Below are 26,496 nucleotides of genomic sequence, written 5' to 3'. Positions count from 1 at the left end.
ACTTCCTTATCCCAATCCAAGCAGCTTCATGATCGCCTTCTTTTCTTCAGCTTTTTCCGACATATCTACAATTAAGTCCATCGGGAAATAAAGTTTGTGATCGGTTCTTCGTTTACCGGAAATGGCGTCGACAATATCTGACTGTCTCGACAGTTCTTTAATATGTCCACTCTGTGTCATGAGGTGAATCGGCAGTCTCTCTTCTTCTTCCCCCGGTCTGTAGAAGTCATAAGGTAAGTCAGAGGAAGAGTCGACCACTAAATAATAATCTGGATCAATGCCTGCCTCTTTGAACAAGGCAGTCAACTTAAAAAACTTCGTCATTTCTTCGTTTGGATTAAACTCTGTATATTGGAATAAACGGCGGTTCATAAAACGGCGACACAAATCAGCGAGCACGTGGTCCTCTTCATCTTCCCACGCTTGAAAATAAAACAAGACAATGGATTCATCCAGCTTAATATAATCCTCTGTTGTGACATTCCCCTCAAAAATCGAGTAAAAATGAACAGGGGCATGTGTAAACATATAGCCGGTTTCATGCAGCTCTTTCGCTCGATGAAGGATTTTCGTTAAAATGACTTCCGCACTGCGTGTAACTGGATGGAAGTATACTTGCCAATACATTTGATAGCGGCTCATAATGTAATCCTCTACGGCATGCATCCCACTCTGCTTCATCACAATTTGATCTTCTCTCGGACGCATTACCCGCAAAATACGTTCCATATCAAAATGACCATAGCTGACGCCTGTGTAGTAAGCATCACGCTGTAAGTAGTCCATCCTGTCAGCATCAATTTGACTGGAAATCAAACTGACCACCTGTTTGTTTTGATACGTTTTTGCAATCACTTCAGCCACATGCTTCGGAAAATCGTCACTAACTCGGCTCAACACTTCATTCACTTCAGTTTTTCCTAGTATAATATCTCTTGTAAACGATTCATGATCTAAGTGGAAGACCTTTTCAAAGGAATGAGAAAACGGACCATGTCCGAGATCATGAAGCAAAGCTGCGCTCAGCACAAGCTCACGTTCCCCTTCATCCCATTCAGGGCGCCCTTTAAACACATCATCTACAATCCGTCTCACAATCTCGTATACACCGAGTGAATGATTAAACCGGCTGTGTTCTGCACCATGAAACGTCAAATAAGTTGTTCCTAGCTGTTTTATTCGTCTAAGGCGCTGAAATTCTCGTGTTCCTATTAAATCCCATATTAATGCGTCCCGTACGTGGACATAGCGGTGCACAGGATCTTTAAATACTTTTTCTTCAGATAATTTCCCTTTTGGATACGCCATCGTTTCGTCCCTCTTTTTTAAGACGTGTTTCTATTATATCGGGAAAATTCCCCCGATAACATCCTTGAATTTGTTGGAGAATGTGTTCTCGTTGATCAAACGGACGGAAAAAGCCCGCCCTGACAGGGACGGACCTTTTTTTGAACGACTGAATACATTCAGTGACATTTATTTGACTTTCTTTTGAATCTTTTCGAGTAATTCATCTTCTGTTGGTGCTGATAATGGGCGATTGTTCACAAACGCAAATGCCTTTTTTCGTCCTGGACCACAATAGGATTGACAACCAATCTCAATTTTCGCATCAGGATCAACCGATTTGAGTCGGGGCAATAACGTCTTTAGGTTCGTCGCATCACAATCGTCACATACGCGAAACTCATTAGCCATTGTCTTACGCTTCCTTTCAATGATAAAACTTCGTTCTATATGAAACAGTTGGACAAGCAATCGTTAAGAATATACCACCCAACATTGTACCTCGAAGCGGCTGGACTTGCAAGACACATTCTGTTACCTAACATGTTCATATAAAAGCTAGTATTTTCCACTATCCTTTTAGCAAACTTGTATAAACCATCATGAACTTGGCTAATCTAATATCATCAAATCATTTGGGGGTTTAAACAATGTCAAAACAAAGACAAGATGCCTGGTCAGAGGAAAATGATCTCCTTCTGGCAGAAACCGTCTTACGTCATGTTAGAGAGGGCAGCACACAGTTGAATGCCTTTGAAGAAGTAGGAGATAAGCTCAATCGCACCTCGGCGGCATGCGGGTTTAGATGGAATGCCGTTGTCAGACATCAATATGAAAAAGCATTGGCACTGGCCAAAAAACAACGAAAACAACGAATGCGCGCACTCGGCAATGGACAGCCTGCGAAGAAACGCTTACTATATCAACCGCAAGTAGAGGACACAATCACAAATGAGGAATTATCTCAAGAACTGAAACCAACGCAAAAAGAAACATTTGCACCTGCGGCTGAAACAGCAGAACAGCTCAAGTTTGTAGATCAAAGCTACAATGAAGAGTTAGCTAGTTTGTCACATTTATTGTCACAGTCATCCCACGTCAAGGAGAAAAAAACGGAAGCTCCTCCTGTCAAGCAGCGCGAGGAACTAACAATAGAAGATATCATTCATTTCTTACGCCGCTATGAAGGCGAGGGACAACAATCTTCTGCCTTGCGTATGGAAAACAGCCGGTTAAAACGTGAAAACAGTGAACTTTCAAATAAAGTCGCGCAATTAGAAGCCGAAGTGAAAAAGCTTGAAAAGGATCAGCTCACCATTCAAGAAGATTATGAAACACTCGTAAAAATTATGAACCGTGCAAGAAAACTAGTTTTATTTGAGGATGACGATAATGCCGCACCAACCTTTAAAATGGATCGCAACGGCAACCTTGAAAAAATGGCCGAATAACAAAAAGTGCTCCCCACCTGCGGGAAGCACTTTTTTAAATATCCAAGAACAGCATCACACTAAAAAGGACATTGATCAGAAAAACGAACATAAAGATATACTTCACCTGTCTCACCTGAAAAACACCAAAGATAAAAATATAAAGTCCTGCGATTCCAAGTGTCAATACAGGCTGAAGAAACGGTACGAAAAGCGAAATGCCATAGCCGGCTCCAATCATGATAGGGAGCCAAAGTAAATAAAGGTAACTGCCGTTTTTTGATTTCAAGATACGACTCCTTCCGGCTTCACCATACTAGATGTTTCATCCTGTCGCTCTCTATTTACTATTTACGATTGTTTGTCAAAGTAAAGCGCAATACTAGCTAAAAGGTTCAGAACAAAAATGAGTAAGAAAAAATAGTTGACCCACTTGTTTTGAACAGAAGAAAATATAAACAAATACAAACCAACAAGACCAAATGTCAATACAGGAAATAAAAAATCATGAGACATTGACACAAGACAACCCATTGCTAGTATAACTGGCACACCTAAAAGATAGTTGGTCGATTTCAAACTCATCTCTCCTTACAACATAAAAAAGGTGTCAAATAAGACTCCACGAAGGCTGCACTGATTATTAGAACAACAACAAAGACCGCACACATAGTGATCTGTTTAACTCCTATCTTTAAAGCATGTTCTCGATTCGTAAAACATAAATCCCAGACCATCTTTATGCTCATAAAACCGATTGAACCACTCAAAAGCAGTGCAGGAATTTCAAAAAGTCCATGTGGAAAAAGAAGACAGAACACTCGAGTAAAAGATACACCAATATTTTTTCATTTTATCTTCCCATACATGAAGCATTATATATCACAAAATTTCCATTTCCAACATTTTTCTTGAAAATTTTACCCACTTTTTATGATATAAATCAAATAAAAAAGCTTGCAGAAAAAACCTTTCTCTACAAGCTAAATACCTTCTCATTCCGCTCGATCATACGCATCATGTTTTTCTCAAACTCTAACTGTTCCTCTGGGGTTAGACCGGAAGCTGTCAGCTGATCACTGAATTTTTTTAGCTCCTCTAGCAAAAGACGCATGAGAAGCATACAGTCAATCGGTTCACCTATTAATTCAGATAAGGATGCCATCGTATCAGGCTGAATATCTGGATATGCGGCTTTCACTTCTTGTCGTTTATCCTTTAATGCCGCCTCATAAAACCGGAGAATCAAATCTGCTCGCTCCCTGCCGCTTCCATCTGCACACAAATAGATTTGCACAGCAACCCCCCCGCGCAACCTGCGCTGAGAAATACCTGCGAATTTCTTCCCGTCAATACTCAAATCGTAACTTCCTGGGCAATAAGAACCGACAATCTCATAAGCTTTAATATCAACCTGATACATCGCAAGCATACGACGGATCAACGTCACCATCGCATCATACCCGCGGTCGATATCTATGCCTTTCTTTTGTTCTGCAAAAATTAAGGAAATATTCAATACGCCTTCATCCAGAACCACAGCAAGTCCGCCTGAATTCCGCACGATTACACGATAACCCTCTTCTTTAAGTAGTCTCACGCCGTCTTGAAGGAAGGGAAGTCTGGTATCCTGAATCCCAAGCACAATCGTATTGTGATGCACCCAAGAGCGCGCCGTCGCTGGCGATAAGCCTTTTCCAACCGACGTACAAAGCGTATCATCCATGGCAAAAGATTGCTTCGCATCCACATAAGGACCCAGACTCGACTGGTCAATGATTCGCCATGTTGGCTGCGTCAGTAACTCAATAGGTTCATTTTTCATCTCCTACATATCCTCTCGTTCATAAACTGTGTTTATTATAACATGGGAGGAATGTATGAAAAACAAGTGACATGCCAAAGGGTGTTGTTTGGTATATTTTAAAAAAGCTCTGTGACATTGGAGAAATGACCTCAAATTTTGAGCCGAGAATCAAAACAGCCAGTTGCCAAAAGTCCCTTTCGGTATGAATATTGTTTTCCAACAAATTGATGAAACGGGTTGATTTTTCACCATTATGATACCATTTATTCTATATTTTTACTTGTGTTTAATTCTTAATACCTAGCTTGTCTTGTCCATGATTTCTTTTGTTGGAGTGCCTGGTAAACATTTGTACATACTCTTCTTTTACACTTTCTGGGTAACTGACTCTTGTGCCCATACAGTAACACCTCCAAACTGTTTTTAGGTATGCTATACCTGAATTTCAACTTAGAGGTGTTTTTATTTGTCTCACTTTATAGGGTCAGTTTCCATATCACAAGGTTTTTAATAATAGTTATTTATACCTTAGAATAATTGAACTAACACAACCTTTCTTGTCAAAGACAGATTCTACATGCCCCCATGAATAATCATAAGGTTCTTTTCCTAAAACAGTTAACAACCACTGGTCATGACTTTTTTTCTTTGCAATTTCAATATCTTCTGATAAATTATCCCAATATAGTCCATTTATGAATTCTGATAAATGTACCTCTCTAAGTTTTCCATTATCAAAAAATAATGTTAATAAGAATTCCTTTCATTGGCGTAAGTGGTTGGCATCTGATACGATATCAGAGATAATTGATCCCTTTATCGCCACGAGCTTTGTCATTCTCGTTAGTTTTTTAATTATGTTATGCCAAAACCATCCCAGCTATTAAATAAGTAAAGCAAAAAACCTTGAAAGACATTTAGCCAATCAAGGTTTAGATTTATTTAATTAGTCAAATTTCAAACTTTTTCTCTTGAAAATACTACTAAAAATAATTATTTAACGATGTCTGCACCTATTATTTCTCCATTAGTTATATCAAGATAAAACCTTCTACCATAAAAATCAATTACACTGACTTTATTATCTTTTTCGCTAAAACCAACATAAGGGAATTTTCTATTTCCTATAAATTCGGTTTTAGGTTCTTTTATTTTCCATAATATGTCGCAATTATAATTGATTGCATACACATTATTTAAAGACCCATCAATTTCCAAAAGTATAAGAATTATTTGATTTAAAATTTTTACTTCTTGAATATTTTTATCGAAGGAGACCTCTTTTTCTCCTATAATTAATTTATTTTCATCAATCTCTATTTTATTCATTTTTTCACACCTATTCGTCTTTCATTACCAAATTCACCGATGTACTGACCCATTAAATCAAATTGACTCCCTCCACCTTTATGTCCAAATAGAGGGTTCACGATACCATTTCTTATTACAGTGTCCTTTTCCAGTTTTAAATCTGCTATATATTTCGGTTGATAAGGTAAAGCAAATTTTTCTTGTATTTCTTTGGGATTTAGGTCTTTAATGTCCTCTAGCTTCATGAACCAGCCCCCATACATTTTAGAGTTCTCTCCATCGTAAACTCTTACAAAAGTAGTAGGCTTTGTTAACTTTAGTTCTTTTACAATTGTCCCCGGTTTATATGGAGGTTGATTATATCCCATTTCATCATTCCACCATTTATTAACTTCCTCTGCAGATACCTCTCTTTCCACCTTAGCGTTTTCTAATTTCGGTTGTTGATTTCTATCTAATGTATTCCCCTTCTCCACCCTCTTAACCATCTTCCCGCCTTTATCAACTTTGAAAAATACCTTCCCAACCTTCGCTAATTTCATGATGGGCATGATGGAGACTGCGGATAGGGCTTGGTCTGTGCTGCTAATGTTTTGGCTCGTTTCGGGGTCTTTGCCGGTGACGGCTCGGTAGCCGTCGTAGATGCCGCTGTATTCTAGGATGATGTTTTCGGCGGCTGAGATGACTTCGCCGTCTAAGATGCGTTTGGCGTTTCCATGGCTTCGGCTTTCTGGGATGTTGTCGACTTCTTCGATTTTTACTTCGCCGTTTACGATATACGTTCGGATGATTTGTTTATTGGCGTAAACGGTATACCGCCCGCCAATGTAATCAATGTCTGATGGGTCTGTGACCACTTCATCTGCGATATCGAATTCTTTGAGCTTTTTGATGCCTTTTACATTGTATAGTTTACCATTTACCACCCTGATGTCTCCATGAATCCGGTTTTTTCCGATCACGGCTTCTTTTTGCAATGGGGTAAGCGATGGGGCGTTTGCTTTTCCTTCTCTGTTGATGTTTTGGCGGGTCTCATTGCGAACAACCGCATCCACATTCGCTTGCTCTTTTTCATTCAGCTTCCTCAGCATAATCATCATTGGGGGTTCGTCAGGATTGTCTATTTTTTCATTCAATTCACTGATCGTACTGCTCACTTTTTCTGCTTTTCCATCTTTGAAAATAGAGCCTTTTTGATAGCTGGTGATCTCAATTTTTGGACCAGTGAACATGGTGCTTAGGGTGTCTATGTATTGCTTCATTGTGTGAAGGGAGCTTTCTGTTTCATGTAAACCACTCGTTTGTTTCCTGTCAAATGCATGAAGCAGTCCAATGGTTTTTGAGGTCTCAAGCCATGCTTTTTGGTAGCTTTCTTGGAAAGCAGATTCATCTACATGTGGCAAATGCACAATATGGCTGACCCTGCCGAGGGCTTGATTTACATCTGATACGATATCAGAAATGGTCCGTTCAGCTTTTTTTAACCCTTGGTCAAGCTCGTGTTCAATAAATGATTGAGAGATAAAGCCATTCGGGTTTGATTCAAGTGCATGGAGAGCCTGCTTTGTCTTTTTTAGCGCACAGGTGTATTCTTCAATGACGACCTGAAAGAATTGCAAAAAGGGGATATGACACTCTTCGTAAAACGCTTGAATGGCTTCACCAGCCTCGCCCTTTAGTGCGCCATCTAGTGAGATGATTTGATTGATTTGTATTTCAAGGGATTTGATGTTTTGTGATTGTTGATTTAACGCATCAAGCGTCTTGTCAATTCCGTTTGTCAGCGCATAGGCGTCAAGGGTTTTCATTTCGTTCTCCTTTACTTTCTTTTACTGGCAGACGCAAGCGCTTTATCGGTTTCAATCATGGTGTCGACGGCTTGTTCTGTTTGTACAAGCTGTTTCTGAAGAATTTCTATATATGATGTAATTAATTCATTCAACTGCTGATTGATCACTTCGATTTTGTCTGTTGTTGAGAGCTGGTTTTTCCCTTTGATGGTTTTTGGAAGTGATGATTTCATTTGAGAGGCTGCCTGTTCGGCATTGTTCAATGCTCGTTTGACATGACTGGCATCTATTTTGATTTCTCCGCTCATATTAATTACCTCTTTTTTCTTCCATTTGTTTTTGCTTCTCTTTCTCTATTTTACTTTCGACTGATCGAATCTCATTCTCTAAGGATTGGATACCTGATATTAGGTCATTCATTTTGTCATCAATTTGATTCAATAGATTATTGAGCTGTGTACTCTTTATCTCTTGACTGGCAGATGTCATCTCATCCCGAAGGTCATCAAATGTATCTGCTAACCTTCCAAACCATGTATGTGATGTAAGATCCGGTTGAGTGATTATATGATTAGCATCCGACAGGAATGCTTTTGCCGCTTTTACTTCTTTGCGGCACATTTTGAGTTCTATGATTTGCTCTTTTTTCAAGGATATATCTGCCTTTAACGAATACAAAGCCGTTGTATATTCTATCATCATTGCTCCAGATATTGTCATACACCTCTATTCCTCCATTATCCTTACCTATTCTACCATTTTTTAGCGTATGAGAGATGGAACTGAACACGAATTCAATGAAAATGAATCATATGTATTGGGTTTTTATACCTATTAATGGTGTATTTTCTTTTATTAATCTAGGTGACACACGTCTATTCTCCCTGTATTTTCAGGCATAAAAAAACAGTTAGTTTCAAATTTTCTCGAAACTAACTGTTTTTACAGGTTTTTTGACCTCTATATTATATCGCTTGAGCCGCTGTGATCAGCGCAAGGTTGTAAACATCTTCAGCATTACAGCCTCTTGAAAGATCATTTACTGGTTGATTTAAGCCTTGTAAAATTGGACCTACAGCTTCAAAGTTACCTAAGCGCTGTGCAATTTTGTAGCCAATATTTCCAGCTTCTAGGCTTGGGAAAACAAATACGTTTGCGTCCCCTTTGATGACAGAGTCTGGTGCTTTTTTCGCTGCAACAGACGGAACGAAAGCTGCATCGAATTGGAATTCTCCATCAAGTACAAGCTCAGGTGCTTTTTCTTTTGCGATGCGAACCGCTTCTGATACTTTTTCTGTTTCGTCAGATTTAGCTGAGCCTTTTGTTGAGAAGCTAAGCATCGCCACACGCGGTTCAATGTCAAACATTTTCGCTGTGTTGGCACTTTCGATCGCAATCTCAGCAAGATCTTGGCTATCTGGTGCAATGTTGATGGCACAATCAGCAAACACATATTGCTCTTCGCCGCGAGCCATGATGAAGACGCCAGATGTTTTCTTCACGCCTTCTTTAGTTTTAATGATTTGAAGTGCTGGGCGCACTGTGTCAGCAGTTGAATGTGCTGCACCGCTCACAAGACCGTCTGCAAGACCTTTATACACAAGCATTGTACCGAAATAGTTTTCATCAAGTAATGCTTTTCTCGCCTGTTCTTCTGTTGCTTTTCCTTTACGTCTTTCAACGAAAGCTTGGACAAGCTCTTCAAAATCTTCATATGTATGAGGATCATACACGTCAACACCATTCAGTGTAAGACCTAATTCTTTTGCTTTTGCTTCGACTTCCTGCTTTTTACCGATCACAATCGGCTGTAATACTTTACCATCTGCAAGTTTGTGAACCGCTGTTAAAATGCGTTCGTCCATTCCCTCAGGAAAAACGATCTTTACTCCTTTACCTGCAACCTTTTCCTGAACTGTTGAAAAAATATCTGCCACTTATATACCCTCCTTGATTTTACAAAAAAAGCGTTCTCTTTTAAGCATACTCTTCTTCCACATAAATTCAAACTACCAACTTACATTATAGCGCTTACAATTTAAATTCTTATTTTTCAAACTAATTTAATCAATTTCCATAAAAGCTGTTTTTGTCGTTCAAGTTTTGATCACATCTCCATTTGGACAATCTATGTTATAGTTGGAACAGATGGAAAACTGTAAATAGGAGTGAAAGAAATGAGCGAACAACATACAACAAATGAAGCAGCTCAAACACTAGACGGGTGGTATGCGCTGCATGATTTTAGAACCATTGACTGGACAGCTTGGAAGCTGCTGACAAGTGATGAGCACCAAGCGATTCTTCATGAGTTCACAGGTCTATTAGAAAAATGGAAAACAGCTGAGCATGATAAAGCTGGAAGCCAAACAATCTATAGTATTGTCGGCCAAAAAGCAGATATTATGCTCATGATTTTGCGTCCAACCATGGAAGAACTGGGTGAAATTGAACTTGAATTCAACAAGACACGACTAGCAGAGTTTACGATCCCAGCTTATTCGTACGTTTCAGTTGTTGAGCTCAGCAACTACTTAGCAGGAGGCGGAGATGGCGGAGATCCTTACGAGAACCCTCATGTACGTGCGCGTCTATACCCAGAGCTTCCTTCTTCTCAATACGTGTGCTTCTATCCAATGGATAAAAGACGTTCTGGCAATGACAACTGGTACATGCTCTCTATGGATGAACGTAAATCCCTGATGAGAAGCCATGGCTTAATTGGCAGAAGCTATGCTGGAAAAGTGAAACAGATCATTACAGGCTCTGTCGGTTTTGATGATTACGAATGGGGCGTCACACTTTTCTCTGACGATGTCCTTCAGTTCAAAAAACTAGTGTATGAAATGCGTTTTGATGAAGTCAGTGCACGCTACGGCGAATTTGGTTCCTTCTTTGTCGGTAACCGATTAGCAAACGAGCAGCTGGCGTCTTATTTTCATGTTTGATAAGCTCTGAAGGCTTCGGGTCCATCCGAAGCCTTTTTATGTAATCGTTTAGATAGGTGATCTCATCATGAGAACTTCCCTATTGCCATTTTTGCATTAACGTTTTACCGCACAATGATGCTGGCACATGAAGCGTCGACACTCGCATCTACATTAAGTCATTCTGCCTTTACTAGCGGGAATGCCGGCGGTGCATCACTTGGCCATCTCACCATTGAGATCACCCATTTACTGTGTTTAGTGGTCGGACTTTCTTTCTTTTTAATTGGAACCATTATGTGCGCTGCTGCACCTAATTTGGCGGTGTTTTTTGCTGGTCGAGCCATATCTGGGCTGGCGACTGGTGTATTTGTGCCAACGGCTTATGCTCTTGTGGGCGACAGGGTTCCTTACCAATATCGAGGCAAAGTGATGGGACTCATTGTGTCGAGCTGGTCTCTTTCTCTTGTCCTTGGTGTACCAATCGGAGCCTTTATCGGTCAAAATCTGAACTGGCGCTGGACGTTTTGGATTTTCGCTATCATGAGTCTTGTTGTCCTGCTGCTCGTCATCCTTGAATCACGAAAACAAGTGACCAAATCAGATACATCTGTCGCCGAATCTAGGGAGAAAACAGGCTCGTTATGGCATGCATTGAACATTGAACGAGTACCGGCCTATCTGACAGTGACATTCTGTAATATGCTTGGATTTTATGGCATGTACTCATTTTTAGGAACCTATTTGCAAAGTCTGTTTGAGGGAGGACAATCATCAGCAGGACTCCTCATCATGGTATATGGCATTGGCTTTTCAATGAGCGTCTTTACTGGTAAGCTAGCAGATTTTTTTGGAAAAACACGGTCTCTATTTATGGTCCTCGGTGGAATGACGATTGTTTTAGCCTTACTTCCCTATGCGCCTTTTTCATGGATATTCTTGATTTTTGCGCTATTGATTTGGGGTGCTATGCAAAGTTTATCGGTCACATTGCTGAGCACAATTTTGAGTGAATGTTCTCAAACGTACCGCGGGAAGATCATGGCTTTTTATAGCCTTGCCTCCAATCTTGCGGTCATGCTCGGTTCAGCACTTATGGGACTAGTCTATGTTCACTTTGGATATCATACAGTCGGGCTTCTTTGTGCGCTGATTACCTTTGTAGGTTTTATCATTAGCTTAAGCAGTTACAAGCGCGAGCTTTCACGTTCTGTTCATCAATCAAACCATCGCTCAAGAAACACCTAGATTCATTTCACTTCATAGTCAGGAGTCAAATCAACATGAACAAGACCTTTCTCCTGCGAAAGGTCCTTTCTCTCTTATTTAAACGTCGTTTCCCAATTAAATCCGATCGTCTCATCATTCCAAGCGATTCTCTTTTCATCTGGGTTTTTCGGGTCATAGGATTCTGTTGTAAAATAAACAATTTGCAGCGGCGTCTCTCCTAGTACACGATAGCCATGTGCGACACCCTTTGGAATGAGAAGTAGCATCGGATTGTCTTCACCCATATAATAAACATCCGTTTGACCATTTGTGGCTGATCCCTCTCGCAAATCGTATAAAACAACCTGTGCATGCCCTGCTGGAAAAAACCACACGTCATCTTGTTTTTCGTGATAATGGAACGCTTTAATCACACCTGGATAGCTTTTTGACCATGAAGCCTGCCCAAAGCGCTTGAGCATCGGTTCATCATCTCGAATGAGTTCTGCGAAAAAGCCTCGATCATCGCAATGCTTGATTAGTTTTTTGATTTGCACACCATCAATCATGTTGATGCCATCTCCCTTCTTTCTGCAAATACTCTTGAAGTGCCTCCTTCCAATGTCTCGGCTGCCAGCCTGTGGCCTCAATCGCTTGAAGGTCTAACACAGAATACGCTGGACGAGGTGTTTGGAAGCCATACTCCTCGGTGGAAATCGGTTCAATGGTTGTAGATCGTCCGCTCCTTGCAACAATTTCTTTTGCAAATTCAAACCAAGAGCAGCTCTCCCGATTACTGACATGATAAATGCCAGATGCCTGATCAAATAAATGAATCAAAGCCTCTGCTACATCCTTTGTATAGGTTGGAGAGCCAAACTGATCATTCACTACGCGTACATGATCTTTTGTTTCAGCCAGCCGAAGTATGGTATTTACAAAATTGTGTCCTCCATGTCCATACAGCCATGAGGTACGTATGATTTTCACTTCGTCTGACACAAGCCGAATCAATTCCTCTCCAAGCTTTTTGCTCTTTCCATATATGGTTTGGGGATCAGCTTGATCATCAACCTGATAAGGAGCGCCCTTTTGACCATCAAAGACATAATCTGTACTGACGTGTAATACATCTGCCCCCACCTGCTTTGCTTCCAAAGCTGTGTAGTATGCACCAATCCCGTTGACGAGATAGGCTTTTTCTGTTTCTGTTTCACATTGATCAACTGATGTATATGCAGCCGCACTGACGACAATGTCGGGTCGGTAATGTCTCATTGCATGTCTAACCGCTTGTTGATCAGTGATATTGAGCATACTCCTTGTTAATGAAATAACGCTCATATCTTTTTCCTTAAGCTGTTTGCTCAATTCCTTCCCTAATTGACCGCCTGCACCGGTGATTAAAACCTTCATCCGTCACCCTTCTTCGCTCTGATCGAATTTGGCACGATACCAACTGATCGTTTTTTCAATACCTTTTTCAAATGAAGTAGCTTGTGCCCAGCCGAGCTCTTTTTTTAGCTTACTGGCATCAATCGCATAGCGTCTGTCATGCCCTTTTCGATCTTGAATAAACGAAATTTGGTCATGACTGATACCGAGGCTTGTTAGAATGGTTTTCGTTAAGTCGAGATTCGTCTTCTCGTTGCCGCCGCCAATATTGTACACCTCTCCGGCTGTCCCTTTTTCCAATATCAGTTTCACGGCCCTAGCATGATCCTTCACATACAGCCAATCACGAATCTGCTGGCCGTCTCCATAAATCGGAATTTTTTCTCCATTTAATGCTTTTCGTACAATGGTTGGTATTAGTTTCTCTTCGTGCTGATAAGGCCCATAGTTGTTGCTGCATCGCGTAATCATTGCGGGTAATTGATGTGTGTGGATATAAGATTTCACAAGCAGGTCGGAACTCGCCTTACTTGCTGAATAAGGATTATTCGGTGAGAGTGGTGTTTGTTCTGTGAAAGCAGGGTCATTCAGCTCCAGATCTCCGTACACTTCATCTGTTGAAATATGGATCAGTTTTTTCGCTTTTCCTTTTAAGACAGCTTCTAAAATACGATACGTGCCAAGGACATTTGTTTGGATAAAAGGTTCTGCCGACTCAATACTGCGATCGACATGCGACTCTGCTGCAAAATGGATGATCGCATCATAGGTTTCATCAAAGACTTGATTCAACTCATGCTCCTGTGTGATGTCTCCTTGAATAAAACGAAAATGAGACAATGCTGATAATGAATCCATCTCATCTGGATGACTGGCATAGGTTAATTTATCAAATACTGTGAGCCGGACATCTGATTCCTGAAGCATTAGCTTCACGAAATTCAGACCAATAAATCCTGCTCCGCCTGTAATTAAATAAGACTTCGTCATACGTATCCCTCTTATTCTTCTTTTTTCTTAATGGTTTTAAACATTTTCATAGATGCCAGGTGCAGGGACTCATGTGTTCCCGCATCAATCCACCACCCATTTAACATATCATAGGTCAGTTGGCTATTTGAGATATAGAGATTATTCACGTCTGTAATTTCTAATTCGCCTCGGTCTGACGGCGAAATTTTTTCAATATATTGAAAGACTTCTTGGTCATAAAAATAAATGCCTGTGACACAATACGATGAACGCGGATGCTCCGGCTTTTCCTCTATTGATAAAATACGATGATGCACTTCATCAATTTCTGCAATGCCAAATCGCTTCGGATCTTCCACTTCTTTTAGGAGCACCTTTGCCCCGCTCTCTTGTTTTTTAAAAGCTTCAACAAAAGGAATTAACGAATCCTCAAATACATTATCACCGAGCATAAGCACAAACTTTTCACCTGTCACAAATGGCTTTGCATAGGATAAACCGTCAGAAATGCCCGACGCTTCCGGCTGTACTTGATAGACAATGTTCATTCCGAGTTCTTGATCACCTTTAAGCAACTTTTGAAACTGCGGGATTTGTTCTTCCTGTGAAATGAGCATGACGTCTAATATACCTGCCTCTTTCAGCTTGAACAATGACCAATAGATCATCGGATATGGGCCAACCGGCAACAAGTGTTTATTGATAATATTGGTTAATGGCGCTAGGCGCGATCCCTTTCCGCCTGCTAAAATAACTCCTTTCATCACTACACATCCTTATGTTCTTTTTGGTGATGATTCATGAGGTTTATAAGAATGTTTTTGACTCGTTTAATTCCTTTTCCATCAATCAGTGTACGTCCATTGAGATGAATGCTTTTACGAAGAAAGTAGCTGTTAGACAGTTTCTGAACAGCTTGTAAAATGTCCTTCTCATCAACACGATCACCTAATCCAAGATGAAAACACGCTCCCTTTTTCGCAAAACGGCTAGCCGTAACCGCTTGATGGTCTACTTGCGAGAGCACAATGCAAGGAACCCCGATACAAACAGCCTCATATAAAGTCATGCCACCTGCAACCAGTGCCAAATCGGCTTCCCAAAGGCGTGTTGATAATTGATCTGTATGGCGAATAAACTGAATATGTTCTGTCTCTTCTTGTTCATTTGTTTGAGAAGCACTTCCTGAAACTGCTAGAATATTTAAATGATTTGTGGATATGAGTGCAGATACAACCTTTGACAATAAACCACGTGGATCACTGCCCCCAAGGCTAATGACAACCTTTTTGCATTCTTTTCGAACCTCATACGTGTCTTTCAATTTACATATCTCATGATCTAACAATAAATAAGACGTTCCACTGAAATGTTCTGTGCCGTTCACTTGGATATGCTGTTGCTCAAGACCACCATAAATGCCATTCACCACTACATCAGCAAGTTGACAGGCTTCTTCTCTCTTTTCCTCAAATAAGACCAGCCTTACAGAGCCACAAGAAGCCTTGATCATTTGAAGGGTCTTAAGGTCGTATTCAAGTACATCAATGAGCAAAAGATTTGGTCCAATCACTCCTATTGCTTGCTGTAACTCAAAAAGAGCATTTGCTTCCTGAACCTTGACAACGTGCCACTCTGGATGCGAAAGCATTTCCACACATACTTGCTCGTTTGTATAGAAAAAGAGTTGGTTCCCTTCTTGCAGTAGTTCCTTTGCTAAACGTTTCATTCTGACGACATGCCCCATACCTCGTAAAAATCCACCATATACAACAATCATGATTTTTTTGTTCATTCAGCATCCTTCTGTCTGACAAACTGGTTTAAACGAACAATCTCTGGGTCCTGTTCACAGATTAATATTAGCTCAGCGCACGACACAGAAACTGAACCACCTGCTTTCTCAAACAAACGGGTCGCAAATACATAGTCTTCTTCAGTGTCAATTGTGAATCGATAAGTAGGATATGCAAGTTCTTTGGGCGGTGTGAATAATTGGTGGTGAAATTGCTCCGGATGCTTCCTAATATACAGCGTGACATGTTCACGCTCCGCCTGAGTGAGTGGAAATTTGTCGATTTCATTTAAAATAGGGGCATAAATCATTTCCCCGGAAATACCGAGTGGTGTACCGCTCGTGTATGTGTAATCAGCATGCTCCTGCATATGTTTTTCAATCATTTTCGACAAAAGTGTCGGATCTATGAATGGGTTATCCCCTGTCAAACGTACAACCGTATGCGGTTCAAACTGACGTACAATGTGCGAAAATCGGTGTAATACGTCTGTCTCACTGCCTCGAAAAACTTTGTAGCCTTTTGACATACAATAATGGGCTAGCCGGTCATCTTCTGCCTCTACCGTTGTTGCAATGATAAGGTTTTGCGTTTTTTTATTGTAATGACCTGATTGCTTTACCCGCTCAACAATCAAATCAATAAGTGCCATGCCGCCTATAGATTTCATCACCTTTTTTGGCAGTCTCGTAGACCCCATCCTAGCTTGTATCACAAACAGCACATCAGTCATCATCTTGGGACTCCTGCGTAAGCACGTCTTTCCACGAAACCCCTGAATGAGCTGGAATATCTCTCGTCGCTTTTGCTCCAAGTAATACTGTCATGTATCGCGGGTGCAGTCCTTGGCTTTTTTGTCCTGGGCGCAAAACCGCTAGATTTTCTAGTGTAAGTGTCTCTCCCTTTGTGATGTCCTTTGTTGTAAAAATCCCTCGATACGCAAAATTGCGAATTTGACCTTCAATAGCTGTTGTCCTTTTAAAAGAGCTACCAAGTAGCTCCTCTGACACAGAACAAGTGCTTGTCGTTGTTTGACTGCGCTGTTTCTCCGCTACTCGAATGTGCTGAACCATTTCTTTTAATTCTTCAGGGCTCAGCGCAAAAGAATGATCTGCTCCAGGTAAAGTTTTATCAATCGTAAAATGTTTTTCGATAATCGCAGCCCCAAGCTGCACTGCCGCAACAGGTGCTTCAGTTGGATGCTCACTATGATCGGAAAAGCCAATGACTGCCTCAGGAAAAGCCAAAGTTAAGGTTTGAAGTACACGAAGGTTTGTGTATTCCTTTGGGGCTGGGTACTTCGCTACACAATGCATAATAGCTACTTGTTTATTTTGCTGGCTGGTAATCGTTTCATATGCTTCATGAACATCTGCAATCGTTGCCCCAGCTGTAGAGAAAATAATGGGCTTTTGATATGCAGCTATGTGACGCAGAAGGGGTACATGATTGATTTCATAGGATGCCAGTTTAAAAGCGAACGGATTTGTTTGATTCAAAACGTCCGCAGATTCTTCGTCACACACTGTACTTAAAAAAATAAGCCCCTTTTCTTGACAGTGTTTTAATAAGACTGGCAGCCAATCTGGCGGCAGCTCCATTTGTTCCACCAAAGTAAAAATAGAGACTTCTTCTCCTTTGGCTGTTTTATATAAGCCAGGTTCTCTTTGATACATCCGATCTGCCTGAAACATTTGAAATTTCACAGCATCGGCACCCGCCTCTTTCGCCACATCTATCAAAGCAAGCGCCTGATCCAGTTTTCCGTCATGGTTAATCCCTGCCTCTGCAATAATAAAGACAGGTGCATCATCACCCACTTTGCGCTCCCCAATGTAAAAATGTGCCATCTTACCCCTCCCCTTTTTTTGGCCATACATGATAATACAGAAAAGCATTCATTGTCTTAAATCCCATCTTCTCGTATAGCTGTATGGCTGAGATGTTATGAAGCTGTGTTCCAGCAGAAATGAAATGATGCCCTCTGTCATAAGATAACTTCATTATCTCTACAAACAGTCTTTTTCCAATTCCTCTCCCTCGAACATCCGGTCTAATGGCAAAAAGCTCAAGCGCCATCTCATCGCCCTTTGTCATCCCTTGAATCAAACCAACTACTTCACCATTCAACTTTGCCACTAGATTGATATCTGCGCGTCCATATAAATTATTTCTCATCCATTCCTGATAAAAATACTGGACAACCCTTTGGTCTAAAAAAGGGTCTAAGGCATACCTGCTTTTCATAAATGCTTGATGACCTAGTGAAGCTGCCGAATCATACTCGTTTTCATCAGGTACACCGAATTCCAAATCATGATCTAATGTCACCTCGATTCGAGCAGGCGGTGCCTCAAGCCGTGTGAGCCCGCCGACATAGTACGCGTGCGGCAACTTTTGTACTATACGATTTTTTTGAAGATCAGCGGCTTCAAGACGTAAAAAAAAGAAATCACATTTTTCCGTTCTCATCCAATTAATAAAGCGTTCCATCAACTCTTTAAATGCAAGCGGTGACTTTGCTTCCGCAAATTTCACATGAAAGATGTGCAAATCAAAAATGCCACTCTCCCATTTTGACCATTCGTATAAGAGCACAGCCTGTAGCTGAGCTCTGCTGACAAGGGCAAACTGTTTGAAACCAGTCATGTTTTCAGCTTGATGACCATATTCCTCCAGCCAAGCTGCCAACACCTGATCGTCTATTGCGTGAACGACCTTCATAAAGTCGCCTTCTTCTTTTTTAGAATGGACAACACTGCTGTGATGACATCCTGAACATCCTCATCTGACATGCTTGGATAAAGTGGAAGAGAGAGAGTACGCTCATAATAGTTGAGTGTTTCAGGAAAATCAGCCGGCGCATAATTGAACGTTTTTTTATAGTAAGGATGTAGATGAACTGGAATAAAGTGAACACTCGTGCCAATTTTATATTCCTTTTGCAACTGATCAATCATCTCATCACGTGTGATGAAAGCTAGTTTTGGGTCAACTTGGAGTACATACAAATGCCAAGCATGCCTTCCGTCTTGGTGGACAGGGGGCAAGATCAGTCCGGTCTCACCTTGAAAAGCCTGATTATATGCCGTTGCAATCTGTTCTCTTCGCGCCTGCATGTCATCCAACCTGCTTAGCTGTACGAGCCCTAAAGATGCCTGCACATCAAACATGTTCATTTTATAGCCAGGTTCTTCTACCTCGTAATACCATGTTCCCTTTTCCCCGTAACGATTCCACGCTCCCTTACTCATGCCATGAAGCGATAGTCTTCTCATTCGTGCTGCAAGTGCATCATCATTCGTTGTCAGCATGCCTCCTTCTCCTGTCGCTATGTTCTTCGTCGCATAAAAACTAAAGGCGGTCGCATCACCAATAGATCCGATTGGCTGATCGTGGTACGTTGTGTAGAGAGCATGTGCTGCATCCTCCAGCACAAACAAATCATACTTTTTGGCAATGGCTAAAATCCGGTCCATATCGCATGATTGACCAGCAAAATGAACAGGTACAATCGCCTTTGTGTTTGGTGTGACGGCAGCCTCAATCTTCTCCGCATTCATATTAAGGGTAGCTGGATCAATATCAACAAAAATGGGCTTCGCCCCTGTATGGATGATGGTATTAGCCGTTGCACAGAACGTCAAAGGCGTTGTGATGACCTCATCGCCTGCACCGATCCCTCTCGCTTTTAACGCTAAAAACAGTGCAGCTGTACATGAATTCACAGCAATGGCATGTTCCGCACCTGTCAATTGTTTAAACTCTTCTTCAAACTGCCTCACTTTTGGTCCGGTTGACAGCCAGCCAGACTTTAATGTATCAATGACTTCATCCATTTCTTCCTGCTTAATGAAAGGCAGTGCATAAGGAAGAAATTTCGCTCTCTTTTGTTCCATATCGCTTGCACACCCCTATCTTTATCTCTGAAAATCTACACCTGTTTTTGTTTTCAATAGAGAAAGCAGAACATCTGTAGATCGCGCATGCGGGTAATGTTCTTTGATGAAAAGAGCTCCTTGCTGTGTTGCCAGCTTCATCTCTTGTTCATCTGACAAAATACGGATCGCCTTCTCAACAAGCTGAACTGGGTCTTCTATATGATAGCTGCCAAGCGATTCGTAATAAGGGTATCTCCTACCTTCTGTCATCTTCCCAATCAGCACACTTTTTTTAAAAAGCATGGCCTCAAGCCCTACAGTCGATGTGAGTGTGATGACCATATCCATATAAGGCAGCAGATCATATAATTCGATTTCTTTTTTGATCAATCTCACTTGGTTTGCTGCCTTCTCAATTGCCACATAATCATTTAAGCGATTCTTGGCAATTTCCCATGGATGCGGCTTGATAATCAACTGGATATCTTTCTGTTTCGCAAGGGTTTTAAGAACATCTCCATAAAAAGCTTCGGAAAATGGCTGCGTCGCCACAAGCACCGTCTTTTTGGCTGGGTTGAAATTCAATTTACGAAACAGTAAATCTTGCTGAAGCGGCATTCGATCCTGCACCAAATCAAATCTTGGATGACCTGTGATCTCTACCTGTTCAGGCTGACAGCCTTTGTCTTCATACCAATCTTTTTCATACTTCCCAAACACCCCATGGAATGTTGTGAAAATCGGCAAAAAAGCTTCATCCCCCATGAGTGCACCATGTTGTAGACAAATACTTGTCACATTCCGTTTCACTGTTTGCAGAGCGAGCACTCGGCTGTATACATCCTCCGTGGTACCGACAATGATCGCTGTTATTGGTTGCATGTGAAATAACGTCTCTGTCTGGTCAATCACATCAATAAATTGCACAATATCCTTACGAAGTTTTTCTTTAAAAAAATCATTTCCAAAAACAGGGTGATGCGCGTAAGGTTTCAGTAGAGCAGTTGCTTTTTCAATATATTCAGCATGGGCTTCTTTATTAACCTCTCCGGCTAATTCAGACTTACTGATTACAGGTATTCCGAAATAATCAGCCTTTTTCCAGCGGGCTAACACCACCGTTTTATTCGGGTGGAATCGTGTATAATTGCTTTCAGTAAAGCGAAGATGTTCAAAGTGTAGCAACACCTTTCCGTTTTCCGGGCGATATGCGGTACGTTTGATCATTTGTTTATGCTGATCAAAAAACGGCTGAATGTCTTGCGGCAAAGGACAAGAGGTTGTCAGTTCATGACCAAACGATTCATCCTCCATGCGTTCTCTTACCTCAGGGCTGATGTATTGATAAAAATTGCTAATGAAACCAAGGGGAATCTGATGGTAGGACAAGTCCTTCAACAGGTTCACGTACTCAAAATAGACTTGCCAATAATGGTGAATATAGTGCGACACTTAGGGTCACCTCCTATGTCTACGTTTTAATATATGTCGGAGCTCCCAGCAGGAAGACTGCGGGGGCAGTGCTTTTACAAAGTCACTTTTTTCTTCTTCTGCCAGCTGATAATGGATTGACTGCTCTGTGATGTAATTCGTATCTAGTACTTCATCATAGGGATAGAACGGATAAAAATGATTTAATCTAAAAAAGAATCTGGCATCACCTATACGATAAAAATGCGGACTCTCATCCCAGTAAGACCCAAATTCAGCGTGAATCCTTTTTAAAATGGACGCACGATGCACAACTGAGCAATGATCGATAGCACATGGTGCATTCCATTGCACAGTTCGTGCAGGTCGAATTGTTTCCTTTACTGGCTCTTTTTTGCTATTTAAATAGATAACTTTAGAACCAGAATAGACAATATCTTCACTTGGTCGGGCGTCCAAATAGGACGTGAGTTTCTCAAGCCGATCCGGTGCATACACATTGTCATCTGTTGCATAGGAAATATATTCGCCCTTCGCTTGTTCTAGTGCTTGATTAATGAGTACCGCATAGCGGGTTTTCGCCGTTCGTTCCTCCAACGTGTTGACGCCGCTTTGGATAAAATGTACACGTGGGTCTTTTTTATAAGGCTCAATGGCAGCAAGTGTCTCTTCATTCGATCCATCATCCATGATAAAAAGCTCAAGGTCTGACAGGGTCTGATGTAATACCGCTTCAATTGATCTTCCAACATAGGCCGGTTTGTTGTAGCTTGTCATAATGACAGTTACTTTTGTCAAAATTATCACCTCGGTCTCTTTCAAACTATGGTTATCATATGTTTCTCCTCTTAAAGAGACTGTAGAATGACCTATTTTTCATAAAATTGTATTTTTTTATTGATCAACCTTTGAAAAATACAAACTTTTTGGTAATATAAGTAATCATTTGTTTGTGTTAAAGGAGTAAAGAACATTGGTAGCTATGAAGAATCATCTCTCCCAAGAAGAGGAAACAAAAGGGTTTTTTCGATTTTTCAAGATCTTTGTGGCGACAAAAACGATTGTTCGCTCTTATCAACATTCCTCTATTCCCATTTGGCTGATGGTGCTCCTAGCAAGCATCTCCGGCACAAGTTGGGTATATGAAGGGTATTTCAGTGAGGTTACGGGCAATCATATTCCATTCCCTTTCATTCTGTTACATGGGGCAGGCTTTGGTATTTTAGCAGGGAATATCATTCTATTTTTTGGAACGTTCATTTTGCAGTGGTTAGGACGAATTTTTTTTGGCAGCAAAGCCGCCTACAAAGACGTTCTGAAAGCTTTTACGCTGACTGTCTTCTTCCCCTCCACACTGTTTGCTCTTACATGGATTTTCACTGTGAGCATGCTCGGTCATTATACATTTGCCAAAATCTCACCCTATTTAGATCAGCATTATGGAGTGTGGTATTATCTCGAACTTTTGACACTTACTGAGGCATATGCAAAGATGTGGATATTCGGAATGGCTGTTTTAGGCATTGTCGCTGTTCTTCAGCTAAAAATCTGGCAAGCCTTCATTGTCGTGATCACGCCGCTGGCGATCTTTTTCTGCATCATGACACTCCTATTTGATATTCAGCGTGCTGTGAACTGGATGATGTAAAGGGAACTGCTCCAAGCAGTCCCCTTTTTTTCGTTCAATGTACATATTCTGTACTCCTGTCTCATAGTGTGAAAGAGAGAAAGAACGCTATGGAAACAACAGGCATCTATCCGCCTTCTGTTTAGAACATCAAGAGAAAAGAGGAGGAACGTTATGAAATTGAAAAATAATCAATTTGGGCAAGGTTCGGGTTTCGATGGGCAAGATTACAGACAGCAATATGGAGCGAATCCGTATCCTGCTCAGCAGATGGGTTATTCAGTCCCCCCACAAGCGCAGGGTCAAATGCAGCAGGGGTATACGCCAATGCCGTCAACTGGTACATCACAAGGTCAAGGCACGCAGAGCGGTGGACAGCCGTATCAAATTCCTGCTGGACCAATTTATCAGCAAAATCTCACCGGTCAGCTACCAATTGAGCAGTCCTATATTGAAAATATTTTGCGTTTGAATCGTGGCAAGGTTGCCACTATTTATATGACGTTTGAGGCTAGTAAAGAATGGAATTCAAAGATTTTTAGAGGGGTCATTGAAGCTGCAGGGCGTGATCACATTATCATTAGTGATAACAAGACAGGTACAAGATACTTACTTTTAACCATCTACCTTGATTACATTACATTTGATGGAGAGATTCAATACGACTATCCATATTCAATGTCTACGTATTCCCCGAGATAAGACTAAGACAAAAGCAAGGTGCAGACGCCCTTGCTTTTGTCTTGTTGATATGACAGCCGTTTCTAGGTTTCTGACACACCTTTAGGTAACTGTACATAAGATGCCTAGTAGTTTATATCAAAAGCCTAGAGGTGAAATCAATGACTGTTGAGCTGGATTATACTTCGCCGAATATCAAATATTCATTTGATTTGAATAAGAGTACACTTGTAAAATATGATCAACATAACCTCATTAATGTCTTAGGAAAAAAACAATTAAATTCATTGGATCAAATTTCCCTGCTGGATATCTATTTGAGCAAAGGCAAAGTTGTAGAGCCTCATTATCATCAAAATACTGCGGAGCTTGTCTATTGTATGACTGGTTCTGCTACTGTATCAATGCTGAATCCATTTACAAAGAAACTGCAGACCTACACCATTACCCCTGGACAGGTGGCAAACGTGCCTCAAGGCTGGTGGCACTATGAAGTTGCATTACAGGACAGAACGCATTTACTGGCAATATTTAACGCTTCCACTCCAGAAGTGATCCTTGGTTCAGACATTTTCACTCTCACACCAGCTCACATCATGGCACATACTTATTGCATGAACGAGACGAAGTGGAAACAGGCGATACAACCTGTGAAACCGAGTGCATTTATTGGCCCGTTTTGTCATAGAGAAGAAGAGGCTCAAAACCATCCCGTCCCTCCTTCTCACTATGTACCCTATTATCAGGTCCCTCCCAACTATTCGCCTTATTGGAGTTAATCAAAAAAACCGATGCCCCTGGGGTCTAACCCCCTTTCAGAGCATCGGTTTTTTCTTATAAATGTTTTGCGGCTGCAATGACAAGCATCACCCAAGAAGTGATAAACGCCACCCCGCCAATTGGGGTAATTGCACCAAGAATCTTCACCTGTGTCAGCGCTAAGACATAGAGGCTTCCCGAGAAAAAGAGGATACCTGCAAACATCACCCAGCCAGCAGTCGGTACTAAAGATACGCCTGTTAGCTTATCAGCAAGAAAGGCTACAATAAATAACCCAATCGAATGGAACATCTGATATTGAACACCTTTGTTCCATATTTCAATATACTTTTCTGGAATTTTCCCTTCTAGTCCATGTGCACCGAAGGCTCCAAGCGCAACAGCAAGCATTGCGTTCATTGCACCTAAAATGAAAAATAATTTCATTCGTCATTCTCCTTATCTCGTCAGTTATGTTTATCTTAGCGTGCCTCAAATCGGACATCAACCTTCCCCTTCGGTTGACACGAGGTTGTTGGATTTCTTCTTCCTTAACAGCGCTTGGTCGACTGCGATCGCAATGAGTGTACCGAGGACAAGACCATTGCTTAATAAGGAAATAAGGATAGGATGCATGCCTTTTAGGGCTCCCTGAGGAACAAACATCGCCCCCACACCAGCTAAAATCGCAATACCAAGCACAAATCGAATGCGGGGAATTTCCTCCTTCTCGTATTGATCAAATTCAGACAGGGCGAGCCCAATCATAGATGAGAAAACAACAAAGTTAACAGCGAGCCCTACAGGTGACGGCAATGCCGAGAAAAAGCTCATTAATAATGGGAATAAACTAATCACCACAATGAACAGGCTTCCCAGTAAAAAGGGTTTTCTAGATGGGCTTTTTGTTGTTTGAATAAAACCTGCTGCTCCAGATATAGGTACAGGCGCAATCGCACCGATCATCCCGCTGACCAAATGACCGAATGCCGCGACAAAACCAGCAGGACGAGCTCTTTTGCGTTCGCGCAACTCACCAAATGCTTTCACTGAATTTTCCACAACTCGAATACTCGCCAGCATATTCACAATAAGTAAAATTGTAATAAAGAAGGACGTGACAAGCAATCCGCTGTCAAAAACCGGTATACCAAAAGGAAATAGCTTCGGAAACTCAATGATATGCTCAGGAATTCGAACTGGCTTTGCCAATCCAAGAATTGCAAATAACAGCCACCCGCCCGCAAGTGCAAATAACACAGAAAACTGTCTCAAATAATGCCATTTAGAGCGATTAATCATGAAGGTCATGACAATAATCAGGATAGATAAACAAAAGACAAGACCGTCTACCTGATTCCCTCGATAGCTGATGCCCATCAGCCCTTTCATAATTGGCTGACTTAACTGAACAACAAGTAACAGCAAATAGATGCCTGTTACAACAGGCGTAAATAAAGAAGCGAGCCAATTAATAATTTTAAACAGACTAAAAATAAAAAAGAAAACTGCACTAAAAATTAAGGCCCCTTGCAACGCTTGCAGTGTTTCAGGATACGTGGCAAAGATCGTCCCTGTCATTCCTGCATAAAGTGTATAGACACCCCACCACAGACCTGCTGGACTCTCATTAATCGGCAGCATATGCCCACATAAACATTGCACCATAGCCACAAGTCCAAGTGAAAAGAATGTACTCTGTATCAGCTCCGCCGATTGTACTTGATTCAGCTCAAAGGCTTGTGCAATGGCGATCGGTACTGCAATAGAAGCTGCGATAAAAAATAACATCCATTGAATGGCTCCTAACAATAGTTTCAAACAATTCACCTTCCCTTTGTCATGAAAAAACCGTTCTAAAAATCAAAAATAGAGTCGCCGTTCCCATCCTTTTCCTGTTGATCACCCTCTTTGCTTTGATATTTTTTTGCACCACTTGTACCCATCATCTTCTCAAGCATCAATTGATCCGTTGTCTGCGATAGCGGAGGTGGTGAAATGATCGAAGACTGCGGCGTTTGAGCGTGTGACGGTGCGTCGAGTATGACATCACATAGTGAAGAAATTGCCGCCACTTGACGTTTCACCTCTTCATCATTTCCACTTTGTTTCGCCTTTTGGACCGCTTCCTCCATTTTTTGAAGCAGACTTGATATATGAATATTCAAAGGTTGACCCTCCAATCAACAACAA

30 protein-coding genes and 1 pseudogene are annotated in these 26,496 nt (G+C 41.2%); 6 read left to right on the top strand and 25 right to left on the bottom strand.

All coding sequences use genetic code 11. The features are described 5' to 3' along the window. Positions 1-6: 6 nt before the first annotated feature. Both ABVJ71_RS12485 and ABVJ71_RS12480 read right to left on the bottom strand, forming a co-directional pair. Positions 7-1,308, bottom strand: coding sequence for an HD domain-containing protein (locus ABVJ71_RS12485; RefSeq protein WP_353854296.1), 1,302 nt, complete (start codon positions 1,306-1,308; stop codon positions 7-9). Positions 1,309-1,476: 168 nt separating this feature from the next. Beyond that, entirely contained in the window at positions 1,477-1,698 is a 222-nt protein-coding gene (locus tag ABVJ71_RS12480; protein WP_353854295.1) for a DUF1450 domain-containing protein, read from the bottom strand. Between the two features lie 239 nt (positions 1,699-1,937). Between ABVJ71_RS12480 and ABVJ71_RS12475 the strand changes: the two genes are divergently transcribed. Next, complete coding sequence (locus ABVJ71_RS12475) at positions 1,938-2,738, top strand: RsfA family transcriptional regulator (RefSeq protein ID WP_353854294.1); 801 nt, start codon at positions 1,938-1,940, stop codon at positions 2,736-2,738. A gap of 34 nt (positions 2,739-2,772) precedes the next feature. Here the strand turns inward: ABVJ71_RS12475 and ABVJ71_RS12470 are convergent, their stop codons facing one another. The 9 genes from ABVJ71_RS12470 to pta all read right to left on the bottom strand — a co-directional run bounded on the left by ABVJ71_RS12470 (position 2,773) and on the right by pta (position 9,562). Next, positions 2,773-3,006, bottom strand: coding sequence for a DUF5970 family protein (locus ABVJ71_RS12470; protein WP_353854293.1), 234 nt, complete (start codon positions 3,004-3,006; stop codon positions 2,773-2,775). 62 nt (positions 3,007-3,068) lie between these two features. Beyond that, positions 3,069-3,296: a DUF5970 family protein gene (locus tag ABVJ71_RS12465; protein WP_353854292.1), complete on the bottom strand. Its 228-nt coding sequence runs from the start codon at positions 3,294-3,296 to the stop codon at positions 3,069-3,071. Between the two features lie 2 nt (positions 3,297-3,298). Then, positions 3,299-3,538, bottom strand: coding sequence for a stage II sporulation protein M (locus ABVJ71_RS12460; protein WP_353854291.1), 240 nt, complete (start codon positions 3,536-3,538; stop codon positions 3,299-3,301). Between the two features lie 155 nt (positions 3,539-3,693). After that, on the bottom strand, positions 3,694-4,542 hold the full coding sequence (locus ABVJ71_RS12455; RefSeq protein WP_353854290.1) for a biotin/lipoate A/B protein ligase family protein: 849 nt from the start codon (positions 4,540-4,542) through the stop codon (positions 3,694-3,696). Positions 4,543-5,517: 975 nt separating this feature from the next. Continuing rightward, on the bottom strand, positions 5,518-5,853 hold the full coding sequence (locus tag ABVJ71_RS12450; protein WP_353854289.1) for a hypothetical protein: 336 nt from the start codon (positions 5,851-5,853) through the stop codon (positions 5,518-5,520). Continuing rightward, the gene (locus ABVJ71_RS12445; RefSeq protein WP_353854288.1) at positions 5,850-7,643 is read right to left on the bottom strand and encodes a T7SS effector LXG polymorphic toxin; all 1,794 of its coding nucleotides are present in this window, start codon (positions 7,641-7,643) and stop codon (positions 5,850-5,852) included. Before ABVJ71_RS12445 ends, ABVJ71_RS12450 begins: the two co-directional genes overlap by 4 nt. A gap of 11 nt (positions 7,644-7,654) precedes the next feature. After that, complete coding sequence (locus ABVJ71_RS12440) at positions 7,655-7,933, bottom strand: YwqI/YxiC family protein (protein WP_353854287.1); 279 nt, start codon at positions 7,931-7,933, stop codon at positions 7,655-7,657. A 1-nt stretch (position 7,934) separates the two neighbouring features. Further along, positions 7,935-8,345, bottom strand: a complete 411-nt coding sequence (locus ABVJ71_RS12435) for a DUF5082 family protein (protein ID WP_353854286.1) — start codon at positions 8,343-8,345, stop codon at positions 7,935-7,937. A 245-nt stretch (positions 8,346-8,590) separates the two neighbouring features. After that, entirely contained in the window at positions 8,591-9,562 is a 972-nt protein-coding gene (gene pta / locus ABVJ71_RS12430) for a phosphate acetyltransferase (protein ID WP_353854285.1), read from the bottom strand. Between the two features lie 240 nt (positions 9,563-9,802). Between pta and hemQ the strand changes: the two genes are divergently transcribed. Together hemQ and ABVJ71_RS12420 are read left to right on the top strand one after the other, a co-directional pair. Beyond that, entirely contained in the window at positions 9,803-10,573 is a 771-nt protein-coding gene (gene hemQ, locus ABVJ71_RS12425; RefSeq protein ID WP_353854284.1) for a hydrogen peroxide-dependent heme synthase, read from the top strand. A gap of 186 nt (positions 10,574-10,759) precedes the next feature. Then, positions 10,760-11,800, top strand: a pseudogene (locus tag ABVJ71_RS12420) (MFS transporter); the annotation flags it as partial. 74 nt (positions 11,801-11,874) lie between these two features. Here ABVJ71_RS12420 and ABVJ71_RS12415 read toward each other — a convergent pair. Genes ABVJ71_RS12415 through ABVJ71_RS12365 form a run of 11 tightly spaced genes read right to left on the bottom strand, consistent with a single transcriptional unit; the run spans position 11,875 to position 22,034 of the window. Then, entirely contained in the window at positions 11,875-12,330 is a 456-nt protein-coding gene (locus tag ABVJ71_RS12415) for a dTDP-4-dehydrorhamnose 3,5-epimerase family protein (RefSeq protein WP_353854283.1), read from the bottom strand. After that, positions 12,323-13,177 carry a dTDP-4-dehydrorhamnose reductase gene (rfbD, locus tag ABVJ71_RS12410; protein ID WP_353854282.1) on the bottom strand — a complete coding sequence of 285 codons (855 nt, stop codon included), beginning with the start codon at positions 13,175-13,177 and terminating at the stop codon, positions 12,323-12,325. Before rfbD ends, ABVJ71_RS12415 begins: the two co-directional genes overlap by 8 nt. A 3-nt stretch (positions 13,178-13,180) precedes the next feature. After that, positions 13,181-14,146, bottom strand: a complete 966-nt coding sequence (rfbB, locus tag ABVJ71_RS12405) for a dTDP-glucose 4,6-dehydratase (RefSeq protein ID WP_353854281.1) — start codon at positions 14,144-14,146, stop codon at positions 13,181-13,183. Between the two features lie 11 nt (positions 14,147-14,157). Continuing rightward, a complete protein-coding gene (locus tag ABVJ71_RS12400) occupies positions 14,158-14,892 on the bottom strand; it encodes a sugar phosphate nucleotidyltransferase (RefSeq protein WP_353854280.1) in 735 nt (244 codons plus the stop codon). Between the two features lie 2 nt (positions 14,893-14,894). After that, positions 14,895-15,923 carry a spore coat protein gene (locus ABVJ71_RS12395; protein WP_353854279.1) on the bottom strand — a complete coding sequence of 343 codons (1,029 nt, stop codon included), beginning with the start codon at positions 15,921-15,923 and terminating at the stop codon, positions 14,895-14,897. After that, positions 15,920-16,660: a glycosyltransferase family protein gene (locus ABVJ71_RS12390; protein WP_353854278.1), complete on the bottom strand. Its 741-nt coding sequence runs from the start codon at positions 16,658-16,660 to the stop codon at positions 15,920-15,922. The genes ABVJ71_RS12395 and ABVJ71_RS12390 overlap by 4 nt, the downstream gene beginning before the upstream one ends. Continuing rightward, positions 16,650-17,774: an N-acetylneuraminate synthase family protein gene (locus ABVJ71_RS12385; protein WP_353854277.1), complete on the bottom strand. Its 1,125-nt coding sequence runs from the start codon at positions 17,772-17,774 to the stop codon at positions 16,650-16,652. Before ABVJ71_RS12385 ends, ABVJ71_RS12390 begins: the two co-directional genes overlap by 11 nt. Before the next feature lies 1 nt (position 17,775). Further along, complete coding sequence (locus ABVJ71_RS12380; RefSeq protein ID WP_353854276.1) at positions 17,776-18,648, bottom strand: GNAT family N-acetyltransferase; 873 nt, start codon at positions 18,646-18,648, stop codon at positions 17,776-17,778. Further along, positions 18,645-19,823 (bottom strand): DegT/DnrJ/EryC1/StrS family aminotransferase, encoded by a 1,179-nt coding sequence (locus ABVJ71_RS12375; RefSeq protein ID WP_353854275.1) that lies wholly within the window; start codon positions 19,821-19,823, stop codon positions 18,645-18,647. The genes ABVJ71_RS12380 and ABVJ71_RS12375 overlap by 4 nt, the downstream gene beginning before the upstream one ends. Before the next feature lie 21 nt (positions 19,824-19,844). Then, a complete protein-coding gene (locus tag ABVJ71_RS12370) occupies positions 19,845-21,257 on the bottom strand; it encodes a CDP-glycerol glycerophosphotransferase family protein (RefSeq protein WP_353854274.1) in 1,413 nt (470 codons plus the stop codon). A 6-nt stretch (positions 21,258-21,263) separates the two neighbouring features. Next, on the bottom strand, positions 21,264-22,034 hold the full coding sequence (locus ABVJ71_RS12365; RefSeq protein ID WP_353854273.1) for a glycosyltransferase family 2 protein: 771 nt from the start codon (positions 22,032-22,034) through the stop codon (positions 21,264-21,266). A gap of 184 nt (positions 22,035-22,218) precedes the next feature. Between ABVJ71_RS12365 and ABVJ71_RS12360 the strand changes: the two genes are divergently transcribed. The 3 genes from ABVJ71_RS12360 to ABVJ71_RS12350 all read left to right on the top strand — a co-directional run bounded on the left by ABVJ71_RS12360 (position 22,219) and on the right by ABVJ71_RS12350 (position 24,323). Beyond that, on the top strand, positions 22,219-22,884 hold the full coding sequence (locus ABVJ71_RS12360; protein ID WP_353856656.1) for a hypothetical protein: 666 nt from the start codon (positions 22,219-22,221) through the stop codon (positions 22,882-22,884). A gap of 153 nt (positions 22,885-23,037) precedes the next feature. Then, positions 23,038-23,565: a spore coat protein GerQ gene (gene gerQ / locus ABVJ71_RS12355; protein WP_353854272.1), complete on the top strand. Its 528-nt coding sequence runs from the start codon at positions 23,038-23,040 to the stop codon at positions 23,563-23,565. Between the two features lie 140 nt (positions 23,566-23,705). Continuing rightward, on the top strand, positions 23,706-24,323 hold the full coding sequence (locus tag ABVJ71_RS12350) for a cupin domain-containing protein (RefSeq protein ID WP_353854271.1): 618 nt from the start codon (positions 23,706-23,708) through the stop codon (positions 24,321-24,323). 55 nt (positions 24,324-24,378) lie between these two features. Here the strand turns inward: ABVJ71_RS12350 and ABVJ71_RS12345 are convergent, their stop codons facing one another. The 3 genes from ABVJ71_RS12345 to ABVJ71_RS12335 are packed head-to-tail and all read right to left on the bottom strand — an operon-like array spanning position 24,379 to position 26,471. Continuing rightward, the gene (locus ABVJ71_RS12345; protein WP_353854270.1) at positions 24,379-24,750 is read right to left on the bottom strand and encodes a DUF423 domain-containing protein; all 372 of its coding nucleotides are present in this window, start codon (positions 24,748-24,750) and stop codon (positions 24,379-24,381) included. Between the two features lie 57 nt (positions 24,751-24,807). Beyond that, positions 24,808-26,124, bottom strand: coding sequence for a purine/pyrimidine permease (locus ABVJ71_RS12340; protein ID WP_353854269.1), 1,317 nt, complete (start codon positions 26,122-26,124; stop codon positions 24,808-24,810). Between the two features lie 35 nt (positions 26,125-26,159). Beyond that, positions 26,160-26,471: a YwdI family protein gene (locus ABVJ71_RS12335; RefSeq protein WP_353854268.1), complete on the bottom strand. Its 312-nt coding sequence runs from the start codon at positions 26,469-26,471 to the stop codon at positions 26,160-26,162. Positions 26,472-26,496 lie beyond the last annotated feature (25 nt).

Origin of the sequence: Bacillus sp. Bos-x628 (assembly GCF_040500475.1) — a bacterium.
Classification (GTDB): Bacteria; Bacillota; Bacilli; order Bacillales; family Bacillaceae; genus Bacillus; species Bacillus maqinnsis.
Note: the sequence above shows the minus strand (reverse complement) of the source record. Positions and strands in the feature narration are given on the sequence as shown.

Excerpts from the sequence above, each read along its gene's own strand:
- ABVJ71_RS12485 (WP_353854296.1), bottom strand. The coding sequence starts at position 1,308 with ATGGCGTATCCAAAAGGGAAATTATCTGAAGAAAAAGTATTTAAAGAT.
- ABVJ71_RS12480 (WP_353854295.1), bottom strand. The coding sequence starts at position 1,698 with ATGGCTAATGAGTTTCGCGTATGTGACGATTGTGATGCGACGAACCTA.
- ABVJ71_RS12475 (WP_353854294.1), top strand. The coding sequence starts at position 1,938 with ATGTCAAAACAAAGACAAGATGCCTGGTCAGAGGAAAATGATCTCCTT.
- ABVJ71_RS12455 (WP_353854290.1), bottom strand. The coding sequence starts at position 4,542 with ATGAAAAATGAACCTATTGAGTTACTGACGCAGCCAACATGGCGAATC.
- ABVJ71_RS12450 (WP_353854289.1), bottom strand. The coding sequence starts at position 5,853 with ATGAATAAAATAGAGATTGATGAAAATAAATTAATTATAGGAGAAAAA.
- ABVJ71_RS12445 (WP_353854288.1), bottom strand. The coding sequence starts at position 7,643 with ATGAAAACCCTTGACGCCTATGCGCTGACAAACGGAATTGACAAGACG.
- ABVJ71_RS12440 (WP_353854287.1), bottom strand. The coding sequence starts at position 7,933 with ATGAGCGGAGAAATCAAAATAGATGCCAGTCATGTCAAACGAGCATTG.
- ABVJ71_RS12435 (WP_353854286.1), bottom strand. The coding sequence starts at position 8,345 with ATGACAATATCTGGAGCAATGATGATAGAATATACAACGGCTTTGTAT.
- hemQ (WP_353854284.1), top strand. The coding sequence starts at position 9,803 with ATGAGCGAACAACATACAACAAATGAAGCAGCTCAAACACTAGACGGG.
- ABVJ71_RS12415 (WP_353854283.1), bottom strand. The coding sequence starts at position 12,330 with ATGATTGATGGTGTGCAAATCAAAAAACTAATCAAGCATTGCGATGAT.
- rfbD (WP_353854282.1), bottom strand. The coding sequence starts at position 13,177 with ATGAAGGTTTTAATCACCGGTGCAGGCGGTCAATTAGGGAAGGAATTG.
- rfbB (WP_353854281.1), bottom strand. The coding sequence starts at position 14,146 with ATGACGAAGTCTTATTTAATTACAGGCGGAGCAGGATTTATTGGTCTG.
- ABVJ71_RS12400 (WP_353854280.1), bottom strand. The coding sequence starts at position 14,892 with ATGAAAGGAGTTATTTTAGCAGGCGGAAAGGGATCGCGCCTAGCGCCA.
- ABVJ71_RS12395 (WP_353854279.1), bottom strand. The coding sequence starts at position 15,923 with ATGAACAAAAAAATCATGATTGTTGTATATGGTGGATTTTTACGAGGT.
- ABVJ71_RS12390 (WP_353854278.1), bottom strand. The coding sequence starts at position 16,660 with ATGATGACTGATGTGCTGTTTGTGATACAAGCTAGGATGGGGTCTACG.
- ABVJ71_RS12385 (WP_353854277.1), bottom strand. The coding sequence starts at position 17,774 with ATGGCACATTTTTACATTGGGGAGCGCAAAGTGGGTGATGATGCACCT.
- ABVJ71_RS12380 (WP_353854276.1), bottom strand. The coding sequence starts at position 18,648 with ATGAAGGTCGTTCACGCAATAGACGATCAGGTGTTGGCAGCTTGGCTG.
- ABVJ71_RS12375 (WP_353854275.1), bottom strand. The coding sequence starts at position 19,823 with ATGGAACAAAAGAGAGCGAAATTTCTTCCTTATGCACTGCCTTTCATT.
- ABVJ71_RS12360 (WP_353856656.1), top strand. The coding sequence starts at position 22,219 with ATGAAGAATCATCTCTCCCAAGAAGAGGAAACAAAAGGGTTTTTTCGA.
- gerQ (WP_353854272.1), top strand. The coding sequence starts at position 23,038 with ATGAAATTGAAAAATAATCAATTTGGGCAAGGTTCGGGTTTCGATGGG.
- ABVJ71_RS12350 (WP_353854271.1), top strand. The coding sequence starts at position 23,706 with ATGACTGTTGAGCTGGATTATACTTCGCCGAATATCAAATATTCATTT.
- ABVJ71_RS12345 (WP_353854270.1), bottom strand. The coding sequence starts at position 24,750 with ATGAAATTATTTTTCATTTTAGGTGCAATGAACGCAATGCTTGCTGTT.